Source organism: Chryseobacterium sp. KLBC 52 (assembly GCF_003347605.1).
In the GTDB taxonomy this organism is placed as follows: Bacteria; Bacteroidota; Bacteroidia; order Flavobacteriales; family Weeksellaceae; genus Chryseobacterium.
This window is the reverse complement of the sequence record NZ_QDFZ01000003.1, coordinates 43,290-60,292: the sequence shown is the minus strand read 5'-3', so window position 1 is coordinate 60,292 and position 17,003 is coordinate 43,290. Positions and strand designations below refer to the sequence as shown.

At 36.9% G+C, this 17,003-nt stretch carries 15 protein-coding genes and 1 pseudogene; 8 read left to right on the top strand and 8 right to left on the bottom strand.

What is annotated here, in order from left to right; all coding sequences use genetic code 11:
* The 8 genes from DDF69_RS03520 (at position 1) to DDF69_RS03485 (ending at position 7,050) form a co-directional block, all read left to right on the top strand.
* Positions 1-495, top strand: coding sequence for a hypothetical protein (locus DDF69_RS03520; protein WP_114819560.1), 495 nt, complete (start codon positions 1-3; stop codon positions 493-495).
* 30 nt (positions 496-525) lie between these two features.
* The gene (locus tag DDF69_RS03515) at positions 526-1,353 is read left to right on the top strand and encodes a YoaK family protein (RefSeq protein ID WP_114819559.1); all 828 of its coding nucleotides are present in this window, start codon (positions 526-528) and stop codon (positions 1,351-1,353) included.
* A 315-nt stretch (positions 1,354-1,668) separates the two neighbouring features.
* Positions 1,669-3,465, top strand: a complete 1,797-nt coding sequence (gene mutL / locus DDF69_RS03510; RefSeq protein WP_114819558.1) for a DNA mismatch repair endonuclease MutL — start codon at positions 1,669-1,671, stop codon at positions 3,463-3,465.
* A 6-nt stretch (positions 3,466-3,471) separates the two neighbouring features.
* The gene (locus DDF69_RS03505) at positions 3,472-4,200 is read left to right on the top strand and encodes a rhomboid family intramembrane serine protease (protein ID WP_114819557.1); all 729 of its coding nucleotides are present in this window, start codon (positions 3,472-3,474) and stop codon (positions 4,198-4,200) included.
* 9 nt (positions 4,201-4,209) lie between these two features.
* Positions 4,210-5,199 (top strand): endonuclease/exonuclease/phosphatase family protein, encoded by a 990-nt coding sequence (locus tag DDF69_RS03500; protein ID WP_185144311.1) that lies wholly within the window; start codon positions 4,210-4,212, stop codon positions 5,197-5,199.
* Positions 5,200-5,272: 73 nt separating this feature from the next.
* Positions 5,273-6,244 carry an endonuclease/exonuclease/phosphatase family protein gene (locus tag DDF69_RS03495; protein ID WP_185144310.1) on the top strand — a complete coding sequence of 324 codons (972 nt, stop codon included), beginning with the start codon at positions 5,273-5,275 and terminating at the stop codon, positions 6,242-6,244.
* Positions 6,245-6,248: 4 nt separating this feature from the next.
* Positions 6,249-6,611, top strand: a complete 363-nt coding sequence (locus DDF69_RS03490; protein WP_114819555.1) for a hypothetical protein — start codon at positions 6,249-6,251, stop codon at positions 6,609-6,611.
* A 28-nt stretch (positions 6,612-6,639) separates the two neighbouring features.
* On the top strand, positions 6,640-7,050 hold the full coding sequence (locus DDF69_RS03485; RefSeq protein WP_114819554.1) for a hypothetical protein: 411 nt from the start codon (positions 6,640-6,642) through the stop codon (positions 7,048-7,050).
* Positions 7,051-7,293: 243 nt separating this feature from the next.
* Here the strand turns inward: DDF69_RS03485 and DDF69_RS03480 are convergent, their stop codons facing one another.
* The 8 genes and pseudogenes from DDF69_RS03480 to murC all read right to left on the bottom strand — a co-directional run bounded on the left by DDF69_RS03480 (position 7,294) and on the right by murC (position 16,829).
* Complete coding sequence (locus DDF69_RS03480) at positions 7,294-8,808, bottom strand: GH3 auxin-responsive promoter family protein (protein WP_114819553.1); 1,515 nt, start codon at positions 8,806-8,808, stop codon at positions 7,294-7,296.
* A 105-nt stretch (positions 8,809-8,913) separates the two neighbouring features.
* Positions 8,914-9,324: a BrxA/BrxB family bacilliredoxin gene (locus DDF69_RS03475; protein WP_079243608.1), complete on the bottom strand. Its 411-nt coding sequence runs from the start codon at positions 9,322-9,324 to the stop codon at positions 8,914-8,916.
* A gap of 452 nt (positions 9,325-9,776) precedes the next feature.
* The gene (locus DDF69_RS03470; protein WP_062672649.1) at positions 9,777-10,223 is read right to left on the bottom strand and encodes a GatB/YqeY domain-containing protein; all 447 of its coding nucleotides are present in this window, start codon (positions 10,221-10,223) and stop codon (positions 9,777-9,779) included.
* 87 nt (positions 10,224-10,310) lie between these two features.
* Positions 10,311-12,224: a cell division protein FtsZ gene (gene ftsZ, locus DDF69_RS03465; RefSeq protein ID WP_114819552.1), complete on the bottom strand. Its 1,914-nt coding sequence runs from the start codon at positions 12,222-12,224 to the stop codon at positions 10,311-10,313.
* Between the two features lie 125 nt (positions 12,225-12,349).
* The gene (gene ftsA, locus DDF69_RS03460; RefSeq protein ID WP_114819551.1) at positions 12,350-13,735 is read right to left on the bottom strand and encodes a cell division protein FtsA; all 1,386 of its coding nucleotides are present in this window, start codon (positions 13,733-13,735) and stop codon (positions 12,350-12,352) included.
* A gap of 79 nt (positions 13,736-13,814) precedes the next feature.
* Entirely contained in the window at positions 13,815-14,783 is a 969-nt protein-coding gene (locus tag DDF69_RS03455) for a cell division protein FtsQ/DivIB (RefSeq protein ID WP_114819550.1), read from the bottom strand.
* 90 nt (positions 14,784-14,873) lie between these two features.
* Positions 14,874-15,208: pseudogene (locus tag DDF69_RS03450) on the bottom strand (GxxExxY protein).
* Positions 15,209-15,470: 262 nt separating this feature from the next.
* The gene (gene murC / locus DDF69_RS03445; RefSeq protein ID WP_114819549.1) at positions 15,471-16,829 is read right to left on the bottom strand and encodes a UDP-N-acetylmuramate--L-alanine ligase; all 1,359 of its coding nucleotides are present in this window, start codon (positions 16,827-16,829) and stop codon (positions 15,471-15,473) included.
* Positions 16,830-17,003: the final 174 nt, after the last annotated feature.

Below are 17,003 nucleotides of genomic sequence, written 5' to 3'. Positions count from 1 at the left end.
ATGACTAAAACAATTTTAATTGCAACAGATTACTCTCTTGAGTCATTGAATATATTGAAAAAAGTACTTAAAGAGAAAGATGCCGCTGAAGATCAAAACCAATATAATATCCTCCTGACTTCCGGGTATGATTCCGGAGATTCTATCAGAGACCTTTTGTTCAGCACCAAAACATCTGTATTCAATAAAATCAGGCCTGCAGAATTCTGCGATGCCTTTGGAATTATCAGTAATAAATATCCTCATCTGGTTAATAAAATCATCTGTGATGTCTTTACAGGAAGTTTCCAAAGAACATTCAACCAGTATGTAAAGGCGGAAAATATTGAGGAAGCTTACTATGCTTCATCTATCAAAAGCAAAGGAAAAGGCAAATTCGATCTGATTCCTTATATCAAAAAATGCAAAGAGCTGAAATCTCATGAAATTACTGTTGAAGTAAGAGAAAAACTTCCGGAAAGAGGAAGACTGGCAGAGATCTTTGTAGAGGTCTAACAATTAAACACAATTTAAAAACGATTAAAAATGTTAAGAAATTATAGTAACAGCAGGACACTGGGAGACAATATCAGGTTGGGGACGCTGACTGCCTTTACGGCAGGTACTATAAATATCGCATCCCTATTGATATTCCTCTCTTTTACATCGAATGTAACGGGACACTACGCTATTTTGGCTGCAGAAATCAGTAAAGGAAACTGGACGCAGGTGGGAGTTGTGGGAGGATGGATCTTTTTGTTCTTCTTCGGAAGCTTTCTGTCCAACTTTATTGTCATCAATTTTAATAAGAAAAGTAAATATTTTGCCCATTCTATGCCCATTGTGCTGGAAATTATATGTTTGCTTTTTGTAGGAATATACGGGCAGTTTTACTATCAGAAAACATTAGAAGAAACAGAATACTTAGTAGCATTAATGCTTTTCGCGACCGGACTTCAAAATGGGTTAACGGCAAGTATCTCCAATTTCTCTGTAAAAACGACCCACCTTACGGGAACAACGACCGACCTGGGAATTCTGGTATCCATGTTTACCCAAAAAAAATACAGGAGAAACGGTGAACTGATTGGCAGAGCAAAACTATTGATGAGTATCATGCTTGCCTATGTGATGGGAGCGGTATTCTCAGGGTTAACATATTATTATCTGGAATTCAGAGTCTTCTATGTCATCAGTATATGTCTTCTGATTGTTATCGGTTACGATGCTTATAAAATTCATATCCGTCACTTCAACACGAAGTACAGATACAACAGGATTTACAGAAAGCCTAATATTTTTGCTTACCTGTATGAGAAAATCCATGGTATTCCAAAAAGAGAGAAGAAAAGAAAGCTTGTCTTTGAGGATTAAAATAGAAAACACACTATTAATTTTTTGTATAAACTAGCTGTAAATGCCCTTATTTTATTATGAAATAAGGGTGTTTTTCTGAAAAATCAACTTCTGGGTCAGTATTTCTGTTATTTTTAATCATATTTTGATGACTGTTAAAATGAAAGTTTCAGGGTGAGACGGATCAACTAGCTAACGTCCTTCATTACAAACATTAAAAAAATCGGTTGGGGATAAATAGGTAAAAATGTTGATAATTAAATATTAAATCACGATTTTAGTATTTTAATTCCCGTTTCCATTAACTATTTTTGTAAGTTGATTTACGTTTTTATGTCAGATATTATTCAGCTTTTACCGGATCATGTAGCCAACCAAATTGCAGCAGGAGAGGTGGTGCAGCGGCCTGCATCCATCGTGAAAGAACTTTTGGAAAATGCTATTGATGCCGATGCAACGAAAATTGAATTGATCATCAGAGATGCCGGAAAAAACCTTATTCAGGTGGTGGACGACGGAAAAGGAATGTCTGAAACAGATGCCCGCATGGCTTTTGAAAGACATGCTACCTCCAAAATCAAAGGAACAGAAGATATCTTTAAGATTGCCACAAAAGGCTTCCGCGGTGAAGCACTGGCTTCTATCGCAGCGGTTTCCCAGGTTGAACTGAGAACGAAACAGAAAGATACTTCCATCGGGACTAATATCTATATTGAAGGAGGTGTTTTCCAGTTTCAGGACCCGGTTCAGACAGCAGACGGATCAAACTTTTTGGTAAAAAACCTTTTCTATAACGTTCCTGCAAGAAGGAAGTTTTTGAAAAATAATAATATTGAATTCAGACACGTAATTGATGAATTTCAGCGCGTTGCACTCGCTCATGAGAACCTTGAGTTTTCACTGTTCCATGATGATGAAGCTGTTTTCAGACTGAGAAAAGGAAGTCAGATGCAGCGTATTGTGGATGTTTTCGGAAGAAAATTACAGCCGCTTTTAATTCCCATTAAAGAAGATATTATCTGGTGTAAACTTCATGGTTTTGTTGCCAAGCCTGAAGGCGCTAAAAAAGCAAGAGGGGAACAGTTCCTTTTTGTTAACGGAAGATATTTCAGAAGTCCATACTTCAATAAAGCAGTACAGGAAGCCTTTGAAGGACTTCTTCAACCTGGATATGTTCCTTCGTTTTTCCTGTTCCTGGAGCTTGATCCGGAGAAAATAGATGTCAACATCCATCCACAGAAAACAGAAGTGAAATTTGAGGACGAGCATCTTATTTTTGCTCTGCTTCGTTCAACGATTAAAAGATCTTTAGGAATTTATAATGTTTCTCCAAGTCTTGATTTCGACAGAGATCCGGAACTGGATGAAATGATGAATAAACCGATTCCGAGCAAAGGAAATGGAGGAGGACCCGGCGGAGGTGTTTTCAAAATGCCGGAAATTATTGTAGACAAAGATTATAATCCGTTTCTGGAAGAAAAAAATGTAGTACATCCGGAGGAAATTCAGAACCTAACGGAAATGTATCATCAGAATATTACAGCAGAACCTTCAAAGATTAACCTCTTTGAAGATGAAGATTTTGACGAAGATCTGATGAGACTTCCCAATGGATACTGGCTTTTCAACAAAGGAGATGTCACTTTGATGCTGGATTTGGGAAGAATGCACAGACTGTTGGTTTCTGAAGGGAATAAATCCACCAGAAAATCAAATACAAATAGTCATGCTCTTCTTTTCTCTCTGGAGTATCATATGAATGAAATCGAAAAGGCAAAATACAATTCGATCAAAAAATATCTGCCGGAATTAGGGTTTGACATGAAAATTGCTCATGAAAGTGTACTTCGAATAGATTCTCTTCCGGAAGGGCTGAAAGAAACCCAGGCCATGAAGTTCCTGGAAAACCTTTTTGAGATCCTGGACTACAAGACGGAAGAAGAGTTTTTGCAGTATTACCATAACCAATGGAATAAAATGCAGTCGAAGTCAAGATTTGACTTTATTTATAAAAAAGATGCGGAACAACTGATTAAAGACTTTACAGCATTAGGCTTCCCGGAATTTTTACCGGACGGCAAACGATGTTTTTATGAAGTTCCGTTTAACGACTTTAAAAACAAATTTTAAAAAATTATGTTTAACAATATACCGCCCATTACAAGGAATATCATTATCATCAATGTTATAGTATTTATTGTTACTTACTTCATGGGAAACCAGATGATAGGTTATCTTGCGGGCTTTTATCCGTTTTCTCCCTTTTTCCATTCATGGCAGGTTATTACCCATATGTTTATGCATGGAAGTATTATGCATATTTTATTTAATATGATGACGCTCTTTAGTTTTGGTCCTATTCTGGAGCAGACATTAGGCGACAAAAAGTATTTGATTTTATATTTTGCAAGTGGTTTGGGAGCATTTTTCCTTTTTAATGCCTGGAATTTTGTGGAAGTTCAACAACTTTCACGTGAATTAGAACAGCTTGGATTTAATGTAAATGCTTATTTGTCAGGGGCAAGTGTTGAATTTGCTGGAAATACGGGTGCTGTTCTTAAACAGAAAGAATTACTGGAAAGTTTAAAAGCGATTGTTGCTACTCCAATGGTAGGAGCTTCAGGAGCTATTTTCGGTGTAGTAGCTGCTTTTGCCACATTATATCCCGATGCTAAAATCGGAATTATGTTTATTCCTGTTCCGATTAAAGTAAAATATCTTTTGCCCATCATTGTGGTGGTTTCTGTATATCTTGGTGTTTCCGGAAACGGAGGGGGTATTGCTCACCTTGCCCACGTTGGCGGTGCTTTGGTTGGATGGCTTTTGGCAAGAATTTGGAAGAAACATTTGTACAGATTCAACTAAAATAATTTTGTGAAGATTTTCCGACTTATAGTATTGATTGTCCACCTGGGAATTTTATTTCTGCTGTTGGGTACTTTATTGAACGCTTATGTTCCGCCAAAGATTTTTCCTTGGTTTAATCTGCTTTCCTTAGGCTTTCCTGTGCTTATTATACTTTATGTAATTCTAACAATTTTCTGGGTATTCAGCTGGAAGAAAAGGGCATTTGTGTTTATGTTTGCAGGGTTAGCATTTATAAATCCTGTAAAACGTTGGGTTAACTATTCTGATAAGAAAGGAGGTTCCGAAATAAAAGTGGTTTCTTTCAATACAAGAGCTGGAAGAGTAGGAAACGAAGAGCTCGAACCCTACCTGAAGTCTCAGAATGCAGATGTTCTTCTTTTACAGGAGGATGCGGGTATCAAATATCAATTGGAAGGCTATCAAATAGCAAATCCCGGAGGAGGCTTAACAATTCTGACCAGGCACAAAATCCTGAAGCAGCAGATTATAGAGCCACAAGATGGAGAATTAAGAATTCCTGGTTTGCTGGCTGATATAGAAATTAAAGGAAAAACCTACAGGTTCATTGATGTCTATCTCAATCCTTTTCGTTTTCAAAAAGATATGGTAAGACTTAATGGAAATACCGATACTGATGAACAAAAAATAAAAGATGTTGTTAAAAGGTTGATTCCTACCTTTAAAAAACACCAGGACCAGGTAGCGCTTATTCGTGAAGCCATTGACAATTCTCCTTATCCTGTAATTCTGGCTGGAGATTTTAATTCTGTACCCAATTCTTACGAATATTATCATTTATCAGATGGGCTTGAAGATGCATTTGTGGAGGCAGGAAGAGGGAGTGCAACCAGTTTTCACGATTATAAATTTCCCATTAGAATAGATTATATTTTCTCTTCTAAAGCTTTAAAGGCAATATCTTATAAAGTTGACCGTTCTGTAAGTATTTCAGATCATTATCCTGTCACAGTTAAGTTTTCTACGGAAGGCAAATAATCATAAAAATAGTTAAAATTATCTGCTTGGTAGGATTTTTGTTGAAAGAAAACCGTACCAAGACCGTTTTTTCATGAAGTCGAACCAGATATTACTATTTATACATATCGTTGTTGCTGTATTGCTGTTATGCACATTGGGGAATGCATGGATTCCACCGAACATTTTAGGCAACCTGAATCTTCTGTCCCTTGGTTTTCCTTATCTGATCCTGTCACACGTAATTTTAACGCTGATCTGGATTTTCAAAAAAGAAAAAATTGCAATTGCTTTTGTCTTAGGTACATTTATTTTCTATAATCCAATCAGACGATGGATCAACTTTTCTCCCAAAACAGAAAACTTAAAAACAATACGGGATATTAAAGTATTGACTTTTAATGTAAAATACGGAGAATATGGCTGGGATAAAGTAAAGGACTACATTAAAGCACAAGATGCTGATATTATTCTGGTACAGGAAAAAGATACGAACCGCGTTATACAACGTGATCTTATAAAATATCCGTCAGTTATTCTTAAAACGAAGCATAAAATTGTAAGACAAGCGGAACTTATTGATGAGAAAGCCCGTGGGAATTCATTCTACGCAGATATAGACATTAATGGAAAAGTAATCAGAATTATTAATGTGTATCTGGAACCCTTCAGGCTTCATAAATCGATGTTTACGAAACTTGATAAATTAGGCTTGGGAAATGTTTCGACATTGCTTTCTCATATGACACCGACCTTTCAGGCTCATGAAGATCAGGTAAAAAGAATCAGAAAAATGATCGATTTATCTCCTTACCCTGTAATTCTGGCAGGAGATTTTAATTCTGTTCCCAATTCATATGAGTATTATAATCTTGGAAAAGATCTTCAGGATGCCTTTCTGGTAGCAGGAAAGGGCAGTGCAAGCAGTTTTCATGATTATAAAGTGCCTTTAAGGATTGATTATATCTTCACTTCAAAATCAATCATCCCTTTAAGCTATAAGGTAGACCAGTCTGTGAAATTATCGGATCATTATCCTGTAATTGCAGAATTTCTGCTAAATTAGTTCCATGAAAAATTTACTGGCTGCAACTTTTATTTTTACCATTCTTTTTATGGCTTGTTCCAAGAAAGAATCTCCTGGTTTTGGGGCTGAACAGGAAGTGAGAGTACGTTATGATACAACGGCTGTCGACTCCTTTTCTACAGGTGCTGTTTCAGTGGATATCGCTCGTAAAATAAGAATGTCTTCTCCTCAGTATCTTGATTCTGTAAAACAGGCTAAAAAGCTGCAGGAGGAAGAAAGCAAGATTAAAGCAGAGCTTGAAAAGGAAAGTAAAGCAAAACAGGAAGAGGAAAAGAGAAAAGCAGAAGCTGAAAAGAAACTGAAGGCAACAGAAAAGCCGGCAACACCGGAAACCAAAACAGAATAAATCCAAATTCCATTAAAAAATAAACAATATGAAAAAACAAATTTTAGCTGCACTGGTGATCTCAGTATTCACGGTAGCATGTACAAAATCAACCACCAAAACAGAACAGGTAGAAAATCCTGACGGGTCTACTACCACTACCACAACTACCACTACCGAAACACCGAACGTTGTGGATACTGCAAAAATCAACAATGCAAAAGAAGACGTTAAGGCTAAAGTAGATGAGGCAGGCAATAAGATTGATGCCGCTGCTCAGAAGGCAAAAGATAAAATTGATGCCACTGCAGATAAGACAAAACAAGATCTTAACAAAGCAGGACAGGATATCAAAACTGAAGCCAACAAAGTAGGGCAGGATGCAAAAGAAGCCGCGAAAAAAGGAGCTTCTAAAGTAGAAGAAGCCGCGAAAAAAGTAAAAGAAGATTTAAGCAAATAAATAAGAAAAGCCGTAGTTCTATAGAATTGCGGCTTTTTTATTTATTATCAGTGAATAGATTTTTTTAACGCAAAGTTTCTATTTTGATACCGTAATCATTCGAGGGAGCAAAGCTTGAATCAATAGATTAGTTCTAAGGAAGCGTATGCATAGCCATTACGCTTCATAAGCGGCGAAGCTGCCATATTTTTGGGCTCCTTAAATAAACATTCGAGTTACTAATTCTTTGCGTTTAAAAAAGCTTTATTTATTCATTTCCAGCAATGGATCAATATATTCTCTGTCATTGCTTAACCTTGGTACTTTATTTTGTCCGCCTAGCTTTCCTTTAGCTTCCAGCCAGTGATAGAACAGATTTTCTTTGGCAATATGTACAATTGGTCTTTTAAGAGTCATATTATTGTATCTTTTCGCCTCATAGTCCGAATTGATGGTCTTTAAATGCGTATCAAAAGCATCAATAAAGTGATCCAGATTATCGGGATGCTGACTGAATTCAAAGATCCATTCGTGGGCACCTCCTTCATTTCCCTTCATAAATACAGGAGCTCCTGTAAAATCCGTGATGTGTGCACCGGTGGCTTCACAAGCTTTTGAGAGCGCAGATTCAACATTGGTGATCATGAGTTCTTCCCCAAAAGCATTGATATAATGCTTTGTTCTTCCGGTTATTTTTATTCTGAAAGGATTGATCGAAGTAAAGACAACGGTATCGCCAATCAGGTATCTCCAAAGGCCTCCATTGGTGGTGATCACCATTGCGTAGTTTTTCCCTACTTCCACATCTTCCAGACTGACGACTTTAGGATTTGAAAAATGGAACTGATCCATAGGGATAAACTCATAAAATATTCCATAATCCAGCATCAGCAGCATCTCATCACTGTCTGATCTGTCCTGAATACCGAAGAAGCCTTCAGAAGCATTGTAAATTTCGTAGTAATTGATGTTTTTTCCGATGATCTGTCTGAATTGCTCCCTGTAGGGCTTAAAGCTGATTCCACCATGAAAAAACACCTCTAAATTAGGCCACAGCTCAGAAATACTTTCTACATGAGTTTCCTTTAACACCCTTTGAAGAAGAACCATCATCCAGCTTGGTACTCCAAGGATACTTCCTACATCTTCGTTTTTTACTTCGGAGGTGATTGCTTTCAGCTTACTTTCCCATTCTCCCATCAAAGAAACTTTCTTACTCGGAGTGGTGGTAATTTCTACCCAAAAAGGAAGGTTATCTATTAAAATAGCAGATAAATCGCCAAATTTTGTATTAAAATCAGCATAAAGCTCAGAACTGCCGCCTAGGCGTAGATTTTTATAATTAAAAAGCTGATTTTCGGGATGGTTGTTGGCATAAATGGAAACCATGTCTTTTCCGGCTTTCATATGGCAGTATTCAAGGCTTTCGGCAGAGATCGGAATGAATTTGCTTTTAGCATTCGTGGTACCCGATGATTTGGCAAAATGTTTAATAAGGCCCGGCCAGCTTACATCTTTGTATCCCTGTCTTGCTTTTTCAATAAAAGGTTCCATTTCTTCATAGGTAACAATAGGAACTTTGTTTTTAAAATCCTGATAACTCGAAATAGAATTGAATCCGTATAGTTTGCCATATTCTGTGTCCTCCGCATGAAACAGCTGAGAAAAGAGTATACCTTTCTGGGTTTCAATAGGATGGTCCATAAAATTCTGTATCTGGTCAATCCTTTGACGGATAAACCAGTTGACTACGGTATTGAAAAGTGCTTTGGTTGCCATTTCAACAAATATAATGATATTTGAATTTTCAGAAAATTTTTTACGTGAATAAATAAAAAAACCGTTACAAAATTTGTAACGGTTTGATATTTATCTGATTGCTTCTTAGCAATATTCGTCGTATGCTGCCTGAAGGTTGGCTGCGATAGCTCCTGCAGGGTTTCCTTCGATGTGGTGTCTTTCCAGCATGTGAACCAATTCACCATCTTTGAAAAGTGCTACACATGGAGAACTTGGAGGGAATGGAGCAAGGTGTTTTCTTGCTTCTACCACTGCCTCAGTATCAAATCCTGCAAATACAGTTGTTAAATGATCTGGTTTTTTGTCTCCTGTCAAAGAGTATACTACTCCTGGTCTTGCAGCACCTGCAGCACAACCACATACAGAGTTGATGACCAATAATGTAGTTCCGGACTGCTTCAAAGCATCTTCTACCTGAGTAGGAGTTGTTAAATCCTGGAAACCTTTATCTGTAAGCTCTGCCTTCATTGGCATTACTAAATCTGTTGGATACATATATTTTGTTTTTTATCCCTACAAAGTTAAGCAATTCTTTGCGTTTGTTCAATATATAAAAACTATCAATTGATTAGTCATATAAAATTAACCAAGTATTAATATTGTAATAATATTCTAAAAAAAGTGAATTAACACTAGGAATAATGAAATATTATTATTAAATTTGAAATGATTCTGAAAAACAAACGACCGTGAAAAAAACATTTGAAGCTTTCCCTCAAGCAATCAATCACTTAAATACTCTCTGAAATATGGTAGTAGCTTAATTCTTTTTCAGTTTAGAATCAAACTGATTAACAAACTTTAATATCCAAAGAAAGTGAAGCCCGGAACTGAACAGTTCCGGGCTTCTAATCAAATCGATATGCAAAGGTTGTATATCCTATAGTTATGGAGTGAGAAGCGTTTTTAAACTTTGAAATAAATATAAGTTTAAACGCATATCACCATTAAGAAAGGAGCTTTTTAGCCATCTCGGAAATACTTTTTCCGTCTGATTTTCCGGCTAATGCTTTTGATGCCACTCCCATTACCTTCCCTAAATCTTTAACAGATTCAGCTCCGGTTTCAGAAATAATATTTTTAATTTCTGTTTCTAATTCTTCAGCAGAAAGCTGTTTAGGTAAAAACTGCTCAATAACTTTCATTTGAGCGTCTTCTACTTCTGCAAGATCATTTCTTCCCTGTGCAGTAAACTGGTCGTAAGAATCCTTACGTTGTTTTACCATTCTCTGAAGAATAGCAATTTCCTGTTCTGCCGTTACTTCAGCTCCGATGGCTTCCGTTTTAAGCAGTAATATCTGAGATTTTACAGCACGCAGAGAATCCAAAGCCACTTTGTCTTTGGCTCTCATTGCTGTTTTTATAGCTTCGTTTATGGTATTTTCTAAACTCATGTTTATATGCTTTTGGCTTCTGGCAGTTGGCTAATAGCTTTAATAGGGCCCGAGAGCCATTTGCTAATAGCCAATTGCCAATAGCATTTAATCTACGTCTTTATTTAAAAATCTGTTTTCTCTGATCTGCATGGATCCATTGTTATCAGACAGGTAAGTGTTGATATTCTGGTCTGATGCATTGTTTCCGTCGATCGAAATATTTTTTCTTTTAAAAGCAGGAATAGATTCGAATTCACTTGTGCTGTCAAAATTCTGGTAACGGGAGTTGAATTCTTTTAATTTATTTCTTCTTTCAATTACTCTGTCCTGATCAATCGTTTTATTCACGAAAGTGAATTCTGATTCTTCAGTTTTCGGAGTTTCAATTTCTGTTCTGTTTTCAAAAGTTGATCTTGTTTCAGCCTTTGGCTCTTCCTGCTTCTGGTAGAACGTTTCAATCTTTTGAGCAGGTTCGGCTACCGCAGCATTGGTAGGCGTGTTAAATTCTGCTTTTGGCTGTCCGAAATCCGTATTAGGCTCGTTTCTGATCGGCTCGTTTACAAAGAAACTGAATTCAACAGGTTTTTCATTAGAAAACGAATTGTTGAATGGAGTTCCGGATTGTGGCTCCTCTTTTTTATTTTCAAAATCAAATGAGAAAGACTGGATTTCAAGATCGTTAGGATCATCATGTTCTTCATCAATAGCTAATAAGCTATATTCTTCTTCTCCTTCTTCTTCATTTCTCCAGCTTTGTTCCGGAGTATTTACCGTATCTTCCTCTTTATCAAAGAATTTTATTTCAGTTCTTGGCTGTTCTTCTTCAATAATCATTTTTTTTTCAACAGACGTCACATTGAACGAAGTTTCGTGGTCTTCGTCATCTAGTCTGAAAAGGTTTTTTCCTCCAAAATCATGGGTTACTTCCGGCGCCGATTCTCTTTCTTCTCTTGTTTTGAAAGGAGAGTTTTTAGGAGCTTCAAAACTGTCGTTAAGACTGATTCTGATTTTCTCAGTAGGCCCTGCAAACTTCTTATTATCATTAGAGAATCCTGTTGCAATCACAAGAACGCTTACTGCATCTCCTAATTCTTCATCTGCACCCACCCCGAAAATGATATCCGCAGTATTTCCTGCTTCTTTCTGGATGTGGTCCATGATGATACCGATTTCATCCATGGTAACTTCTTCAGCACCACTTCTGATCAATAACAATACGTTTTTAGCACCAGTAATCTTGTTATCATTCAATAACGGGGAATCAAGGGCTTTTCTTACCGCTTCTTCAGCTTTATTTTCACCTGAAGCCGTTCCTGTAGACATCAATGCTGTACCGGAATTCTGAAGTACAGATTTAGCATCTCTAAAGTCAATGTTTACATCAAAGTAACCTGTAATAACTTCTGCCATCCCTTTTGCAGCATTGGTTAACACTTCATCGGCTTTTGAGAATCCCTGCTTGAATCCAAGGTTTCCGAATTGCTGTCTTAGTTTATCATTGTTGATCACAATAAGCGAGTCAACATTATTTCTTAATTTATCCAGACCGTTTTCTGCCTGTTCCAACCTTCTTTTCCCTTCAAAGCTGAAAGGAACGGTAACAATACCTACAGTAAGAATTCCCATGTCTTTCGCTACTTTAGCAATGACAGGAGCGGCTCCGGTACCTGTACCACCGCCCATTCCGGCAGTGATGAACACCATCTTGGTGTTTTGGCCCATGGCAGCCTTGATATCTTCAATACTTTCGATGGCTGATTTCTCACCAACTTCAGGGTCGGCACCAGCTCCAAGACCTTCTGTGATAGAAGTTCCCAACTGAACTTTATTGGCTACCGGGTTATTATCTAAAGTCTGAGCATCTGTATTACAAATCACGAAATCAACTCCGTGGATTCCTTTCTCGTACATGTGCTTCAGAGCGTTGTTTCCACCGCCCCCTACACCGATTACTTTTATGATGGATGAATTTCCTTTTGGCAAATCAAATGAAAATCCTTGTGTACCTATATTTTCCATAACTATACTTTTAATAATTGATAAGTGATAGATGATAATTGATGAATGATATTCGTCTTTAATTTAATAAATATTAATCTATTTCAGGTATCATTGATCATTAATCTTTTATCATTTATATTTATTTACTCTACTTCTTCAAAGAATTTTTTTACTTTTTCCATAAGCGACTGCCCAAAGGTCAACTTCGCCTTTCTGTTCTCCTGTCTTTCATTCTCAAAAGACTGTTGTTCCTGAACAGGTGCTGCCTGCTGAACGGGTTGAACAGTTTCTGTCTGTGCTGCAGTAACTTCCGGTTTTGGCTGCTCTGCAACAACTTCTACAACTTCGTCAATAGTCTGCTTTTTATCCCTGATTTTCAAACTCTCCATCAGTAACCCGATAGAGGTAGCAAATTCAGGGCCTTTCAGATATTGATTTTTATCGTTGGCGATATATTCATTCGCAAAACCGATTCTGCTGTCAAAACCTGTCGTATAATTCGCCAGCTGACGAAGGTGTTTCAGGTTTGAACCACCGCCCGTAAGAACGATTCCTGCAATCAGTTTTTTCTTTTGTTCAAAAGCACCATAAGCCTTCAGTTCTGTATTCACCATTTCCAAAACTTCTTCTACTCTTGCATTGATGATCTGCGCTAAAGTTTTTAAAGAAATCTCTTTGTCCGGTCTTCCGTGAAGCCCGGGAATGGTTACAAAAGTACTGTCTTTTTCTAATTCGGGAACAGCCGAACCAAACTTTACTTTCAGTTGTTCTGCATGTTTCTCTATGATGGAACAACCTTCTTTGATATCTTCGGTAATAATTCCGCCTCCGTATGGAATCACACAGGTATGACGGATGATATTGTCTTTAAAGATCGCAATATCTGTTGTACCACCACCAATGTCAACAATGGCTACACCGGCTTCTTTTTCTTCTTTTGTAAGGACAGCTTCTGAAGATGCCAATGGTTCTAAAGTAAGGGCTTCCATTTCTAATCCGGCTTCACGAACGCATCTTGCAATATTTCTGATGCTGCCCATTTGCCCTACTACAACGTGGAAGTTGGCTTCTAAACGTTTTCCGTGCATTCCGACAGGTTCCTGAATTTCCCCCTCGGAATCCACTTTATATTCTTGAGGAAGTACGTGGATAATTTCTTCTCCAGGAAGCATAACCAGCTTTTTTACCTGATCTTTTAATGCTTCGATGTCATCGTCTGTAATAAATTTATCAGGATGTTCACGCATAATATAATCGGAGTGCTGCAGAGAACGGATGTGTTTTCCTGCAATACCTACCGTAACTTTGCGGATAGGAACACCGGCACTGGATTGTGCTTCGGATACTGCAGCCTTGATTGAATTAATAGTTTGTGAAATATTATTCACAATACCTTTATGAACACCAAGACTTTTAGCTTTTCCTACACCGAGAACTTCTATTTTCCCGTGTGCATTCCTTCTTCCGACAATCGCGACTATCTTCGTTGTCCCGATGTCCAGACCTACTGAATACTCTTGATTTTCCATTTTATATCGATTTGATTTTTTTCTACTTTTTTATCTATATGGATAGGCTCCTATTTGTGTATTACATGCCCTGAGGGACTTATTCTATTTTTACTTTTGCCTTAGGCTTGGACTGCGCCTTGACGGGTGGCTTTTTCTCCGCTTTTTTGGCTTCTTTTGTTGCTCCTTTCGGTTTGGTACTCTCTTTCGGTTTTACCGAAGTAGAGCTGCTTTTTTTTACCTCTGCTATGTTGGGTTTAGCTTCCGTCTTTTTAGCGGCTGTTGGGGAAGGAACTTTTGCCAATTCCATCTTTCCTGCCTTTAAAATACTGTCATTCTCTTTAAAATAAGGGTTTAAAGTAGTGACAATCTGATTCTGATATTTCACAGAAACCATGCTGTATTTCTGAGGATCCTGATACACCAGATATTTTTCCACAAACGTTTTAAATCCTTTTACTTTAAAATCAATATTATCAAGGTCTCCAATTTCCACTTTATAATTTCCTTCGCTTGTCAGAAGATTATAGCTGTCTTTACTTTTTGAGATTCCGATAAAGTATTTTTTACTGAAATCATCTTTATCTATCTTTTCTACCAGTTCTGCCAGCTTTTCATATTCTTCCGGATGCACGTTTCCGGTTACCAGCATACATGGGTGTGAATAGGTTCTTGAAATCGGGAATTCAACTCCTTTTTCATCCACATAAAAGTCTTTTCCGTCTTTATTTAATCTGAACACAGGAACTCTCTGCTTGATATCCAGATTGAGTTTTCCGTTCAGGTTCAGATAAACATTGGCGCTGTCTACGGCCGGTAGTGAATTGATCTTTTTTTCCAAAGAAGGAATATTGAGATCTCCCACTTTTCCTGAAGGATTTTCTTTTTTTACAATTTCCCTGATGTCTTTTTCATCAACAAAGTATACCGGAGTTTTCTCGCTCATTTTTACAGAAATCTTATTGTCTGTAATCTGCTCACGGCTGAATCTCCTCAATGAGAAGCTCAGTAACAATCCCAGGATAATTACAGTGACAACAATTTTTAATATTCTGTATTTATTTTTCATATTTTTATTTTAACGCAATGCTCACAAAGAGTTTATTTTGTTTTTATTATTTAGTTCGCAAGGGCGTTTCACTTAGCAAGTGTTTAAATTTTATAATTTATTTACAACTCGTTTTACTCCATTTTTGAATAAGATTGAATGGAAATTCAAAATCATTCCAAGTTTTATATTTGTTATTCTTAAATAATTTAAAAGCTGGAAAAAATGATAATCATTAATTTCCTGAACTGCTTTTATTTCAATTATTACTTTGTTTTCAATTAATAAATCTACTCTGAACGCCTTAAAAATTTTAATTCCTCATAGTTTATGTCAATATTTTTTTGACGTTCTACATTCAATCCTCTATTTTTCAGTTCATAAACTAAGCATTCTTCATATACATTCTCATAAAGTCCAATTCCAAGGGTACGATGTATTTTCATTCCAGAATCGAAAACAATCTCTGAAATTTCATTTTCTATCATACATTTTGTGTTTTTTGTTTTAACGCTATGATCGCAAAGCAACCTTTTTATTTCTTTCCGTTCGCGAGGGCGTTTCACTCAGCTACGGCTATCATTTGAATAATTTATTTTTAATAAGTAAATTATTTTTTTAACATAAATCAGTTATTTTTCTCATTTGCTGAGTGAAACGCCTTTGCGAACTATTTTATATTTTTCTTCGCGAGCATTGCGTTTATATTCAAATTTTCTCAATCCACTCACAGATAGGGTCATACAGGGTATCTATATTTCCTGCACCTACAGTAAGGAGGATATCAAAATCTTTTTCTTTTATTTTTTCAAAAGCATCGGATAAAGCCGATACTTCTTTTTTATCTAATGTTACTTTGTCCAACAGCCAGCTTGAAGTAATTCCTTCAAAATTTTCCTGAAGCTCTCTCGCAGGGTAAATATCGAGAAGAATAAGCTCATCCGCTTTGCTCAAACTTTCAGCAAACCCATCTGCGAAATCTCTTGTTCTGCTGAAAAGGTGAGGCTGGAAAGCTACCAATAGCTTTTTATCAGGGTAAAATGTTCTGATTGAGCTCACTACAGCATTGATTTCTGTAGGGTGGTGAGCATAATCATCAATGTAAATTTTACCGTTCTGATAAATATGTTTGGTATATCTTCTTTTAATTCCCTTAAAATTGGCAATGGCCTTTTTCAGCGTATCAAAATCTGCGCCTAAATTATGCAGAATAGCCAGTGCTGCAGTGGCGTTTTCCACATTATGAATTCCCGGAATTTCCCAGACAAAATCTTTTATTGTTTCAGATGGGGTATGGAAGTCAAAATAAATTTTATCATGTTCCATACGCAGGTTGTCTGAATAATAATCTGCCGGCTCATTCACTGCATAGGTTTGATGGCCTCTGCCAATTTCCAACCCTTTTCTTACAAAAAGTTGTTTGTCTTGAGGAACCAAAGCTGCAAACTGTCTGAATCCTTCTTCAATATGGTTGACGTCTCCATAAATGTCCAAGTGATCTGCATCGGTAGAAGTTACTACTGCCCAGTCCGGAGACAGGTTCAGGAAGCTTCTGTCATATTCATCTGCTTCTACAACAGAATAGGTAGAACCGTTATACAGGAAGTTGGATTTAAAGTTTTCAGAAATTCCTCCCAGAAAGCATGAGAAAGGAAGATCCACCTCTTTACACAAATGAGCCACAAGGGTAGACGTGGTGGTCTTTCCATGGGTTCCTGCAATAGCGATACAGTCTGTATTTTCAGTAATTAATCCTAAAACTTTAGCACGTTTTAAAACTTCAAACTGATTTTGGTTGAAATAATCCAGTATTCCCAACGTTTTGATAGCCGGAGTATAGATTACCAAAGTATCTTCTTTCTGAAGGGAAGTAATCCTTTCATCAATAAGGTCTTCAAAAACAATATCAATGCCTTCATTCATCAGATTCTGAGTAAGCTTTGTATTGGTTTTGTCGTATCCCAATACTTTTTTTCCGGATGCATTGAAATAGCGTGCCAATGCGCTCATTCCGATACCTCCGATTCCGACGAAGTAAAAAGTCTGATATGTTTGTAAAATGTTCATTTATATTTTAATCTTTAACCACTCTTGAACCAGTTCAGAGTTGTATTACTATATTTTGTATTATAAGGCTTTGATCAACTAACATTCATGCCCCTTTCATAAATTATATTTTAGCGGTGTGACCCTTCGACAAGCTCAGGGTGACAGCTCTAATACTAACTGATTTATTTATGT

What these genes read in the sequence shown, in the direction of transcription:
- ftsA (WP_114819551.1), bottom strand. Translation starts at nt 13,735, where the DNA reads ATGGAAAATCAAGAGTATTCAGTAGGTCTGGACATCGGGACAACGAAG.
- DDF69_RS03455 (WP_114819550.1), bottom strand. Translation starts at nt 14,783, where the DNA reads ATGAAAAATAAATACAGAATATTAAAAATTGTTGTCACTGTAATTATC.
- DDF69_RS03470 (WP_062672649.1), bottom strand. Translation starts at nt 10,223, where the DNA reads ATGAGTTTAGAAAATACCATAAACGAAGCTATAAAAACAGCAATGAGA.
- DDF69_RS03480 (WP_114819553.1), bottom strand. Translation starts at nt 8,808, where the DNA reads ATGGCAACCAAAGCACTTTTCAATACCGTAGTCAACTGGTTTATCCGT.
- DDF69_RS03515 (WP_114819559.1), top strand. Translation starts at nt 526, where the DNA reads ATGTTAAGAAATTATAGTAACAGCAGGACACTGGGAGACAATATCAGG.
- DDF69_RS03475 (WP_079243608.1), bottom strand. Translation starts at nt 9,324, where the DNA reads ATGTATCCAACAGATTTAGTAATGCCAATGAAGGCAGAGCTTACAGAT.
- DDF69_RS03485 (WP_114819554.1), top strand. Translation starts at nt 6,640, where the DNA reads ATGAAAAAACAAATTTTAGCTGCACTGGTGATCTCAGTATTCACGGTA.
- DDF69_RS03495 (WP_185144310.1), top strand. Translation starts at nt 5,273, where the DNA reads ATGAAGTCGAACCAGATATTACTATTTATACATATCGTTGTTGCTGTA.
- ftsZ (WP_114819552.1), bottom strand. Translation starts at nt 12,224, where the DNA reads ATGGAAAATATAGGTACACAAGGATTTTCATTTGATTTGCCAAAAGGA.
- mutL (WP_114819558.1), top strand. Translation starts at nt 1,669, where the DNA reads ATGTCAGATATTATTCAGCTTTTACCGGATCATGTAGCCAACCAAATT.
- DDF69_RS03490 (WP_114819555.1), top strand. Translation starts at nt 6,249, where the DNA reads ATGAAAAATTTACTGGCTGCAACTTTTATTTTTACCATTCTTTTTATG.
- DDF69_RS03520 (WP_114819560.1), top strand. Translation starts at nt 1, where the DNA reads ATGACTAAAACAATTTTAATTGCAACAGATTACTCTCTTGAGTCATTG.
- murC (WP_114819549.1), bottom strand. Translation starts at nt 16,829, where the DNA reads ATGAACATTTTACAAACATATCAGACTTTTTACTTCGTCGGAATCGGA.
- DDF69_RS03505 (WP_114819557.1), top strand. Translation starts at nt 3,472, where the DNA reads ATGTTTAACAATATACCGCCCATTACAAGGAATATCATTATCATCAAT.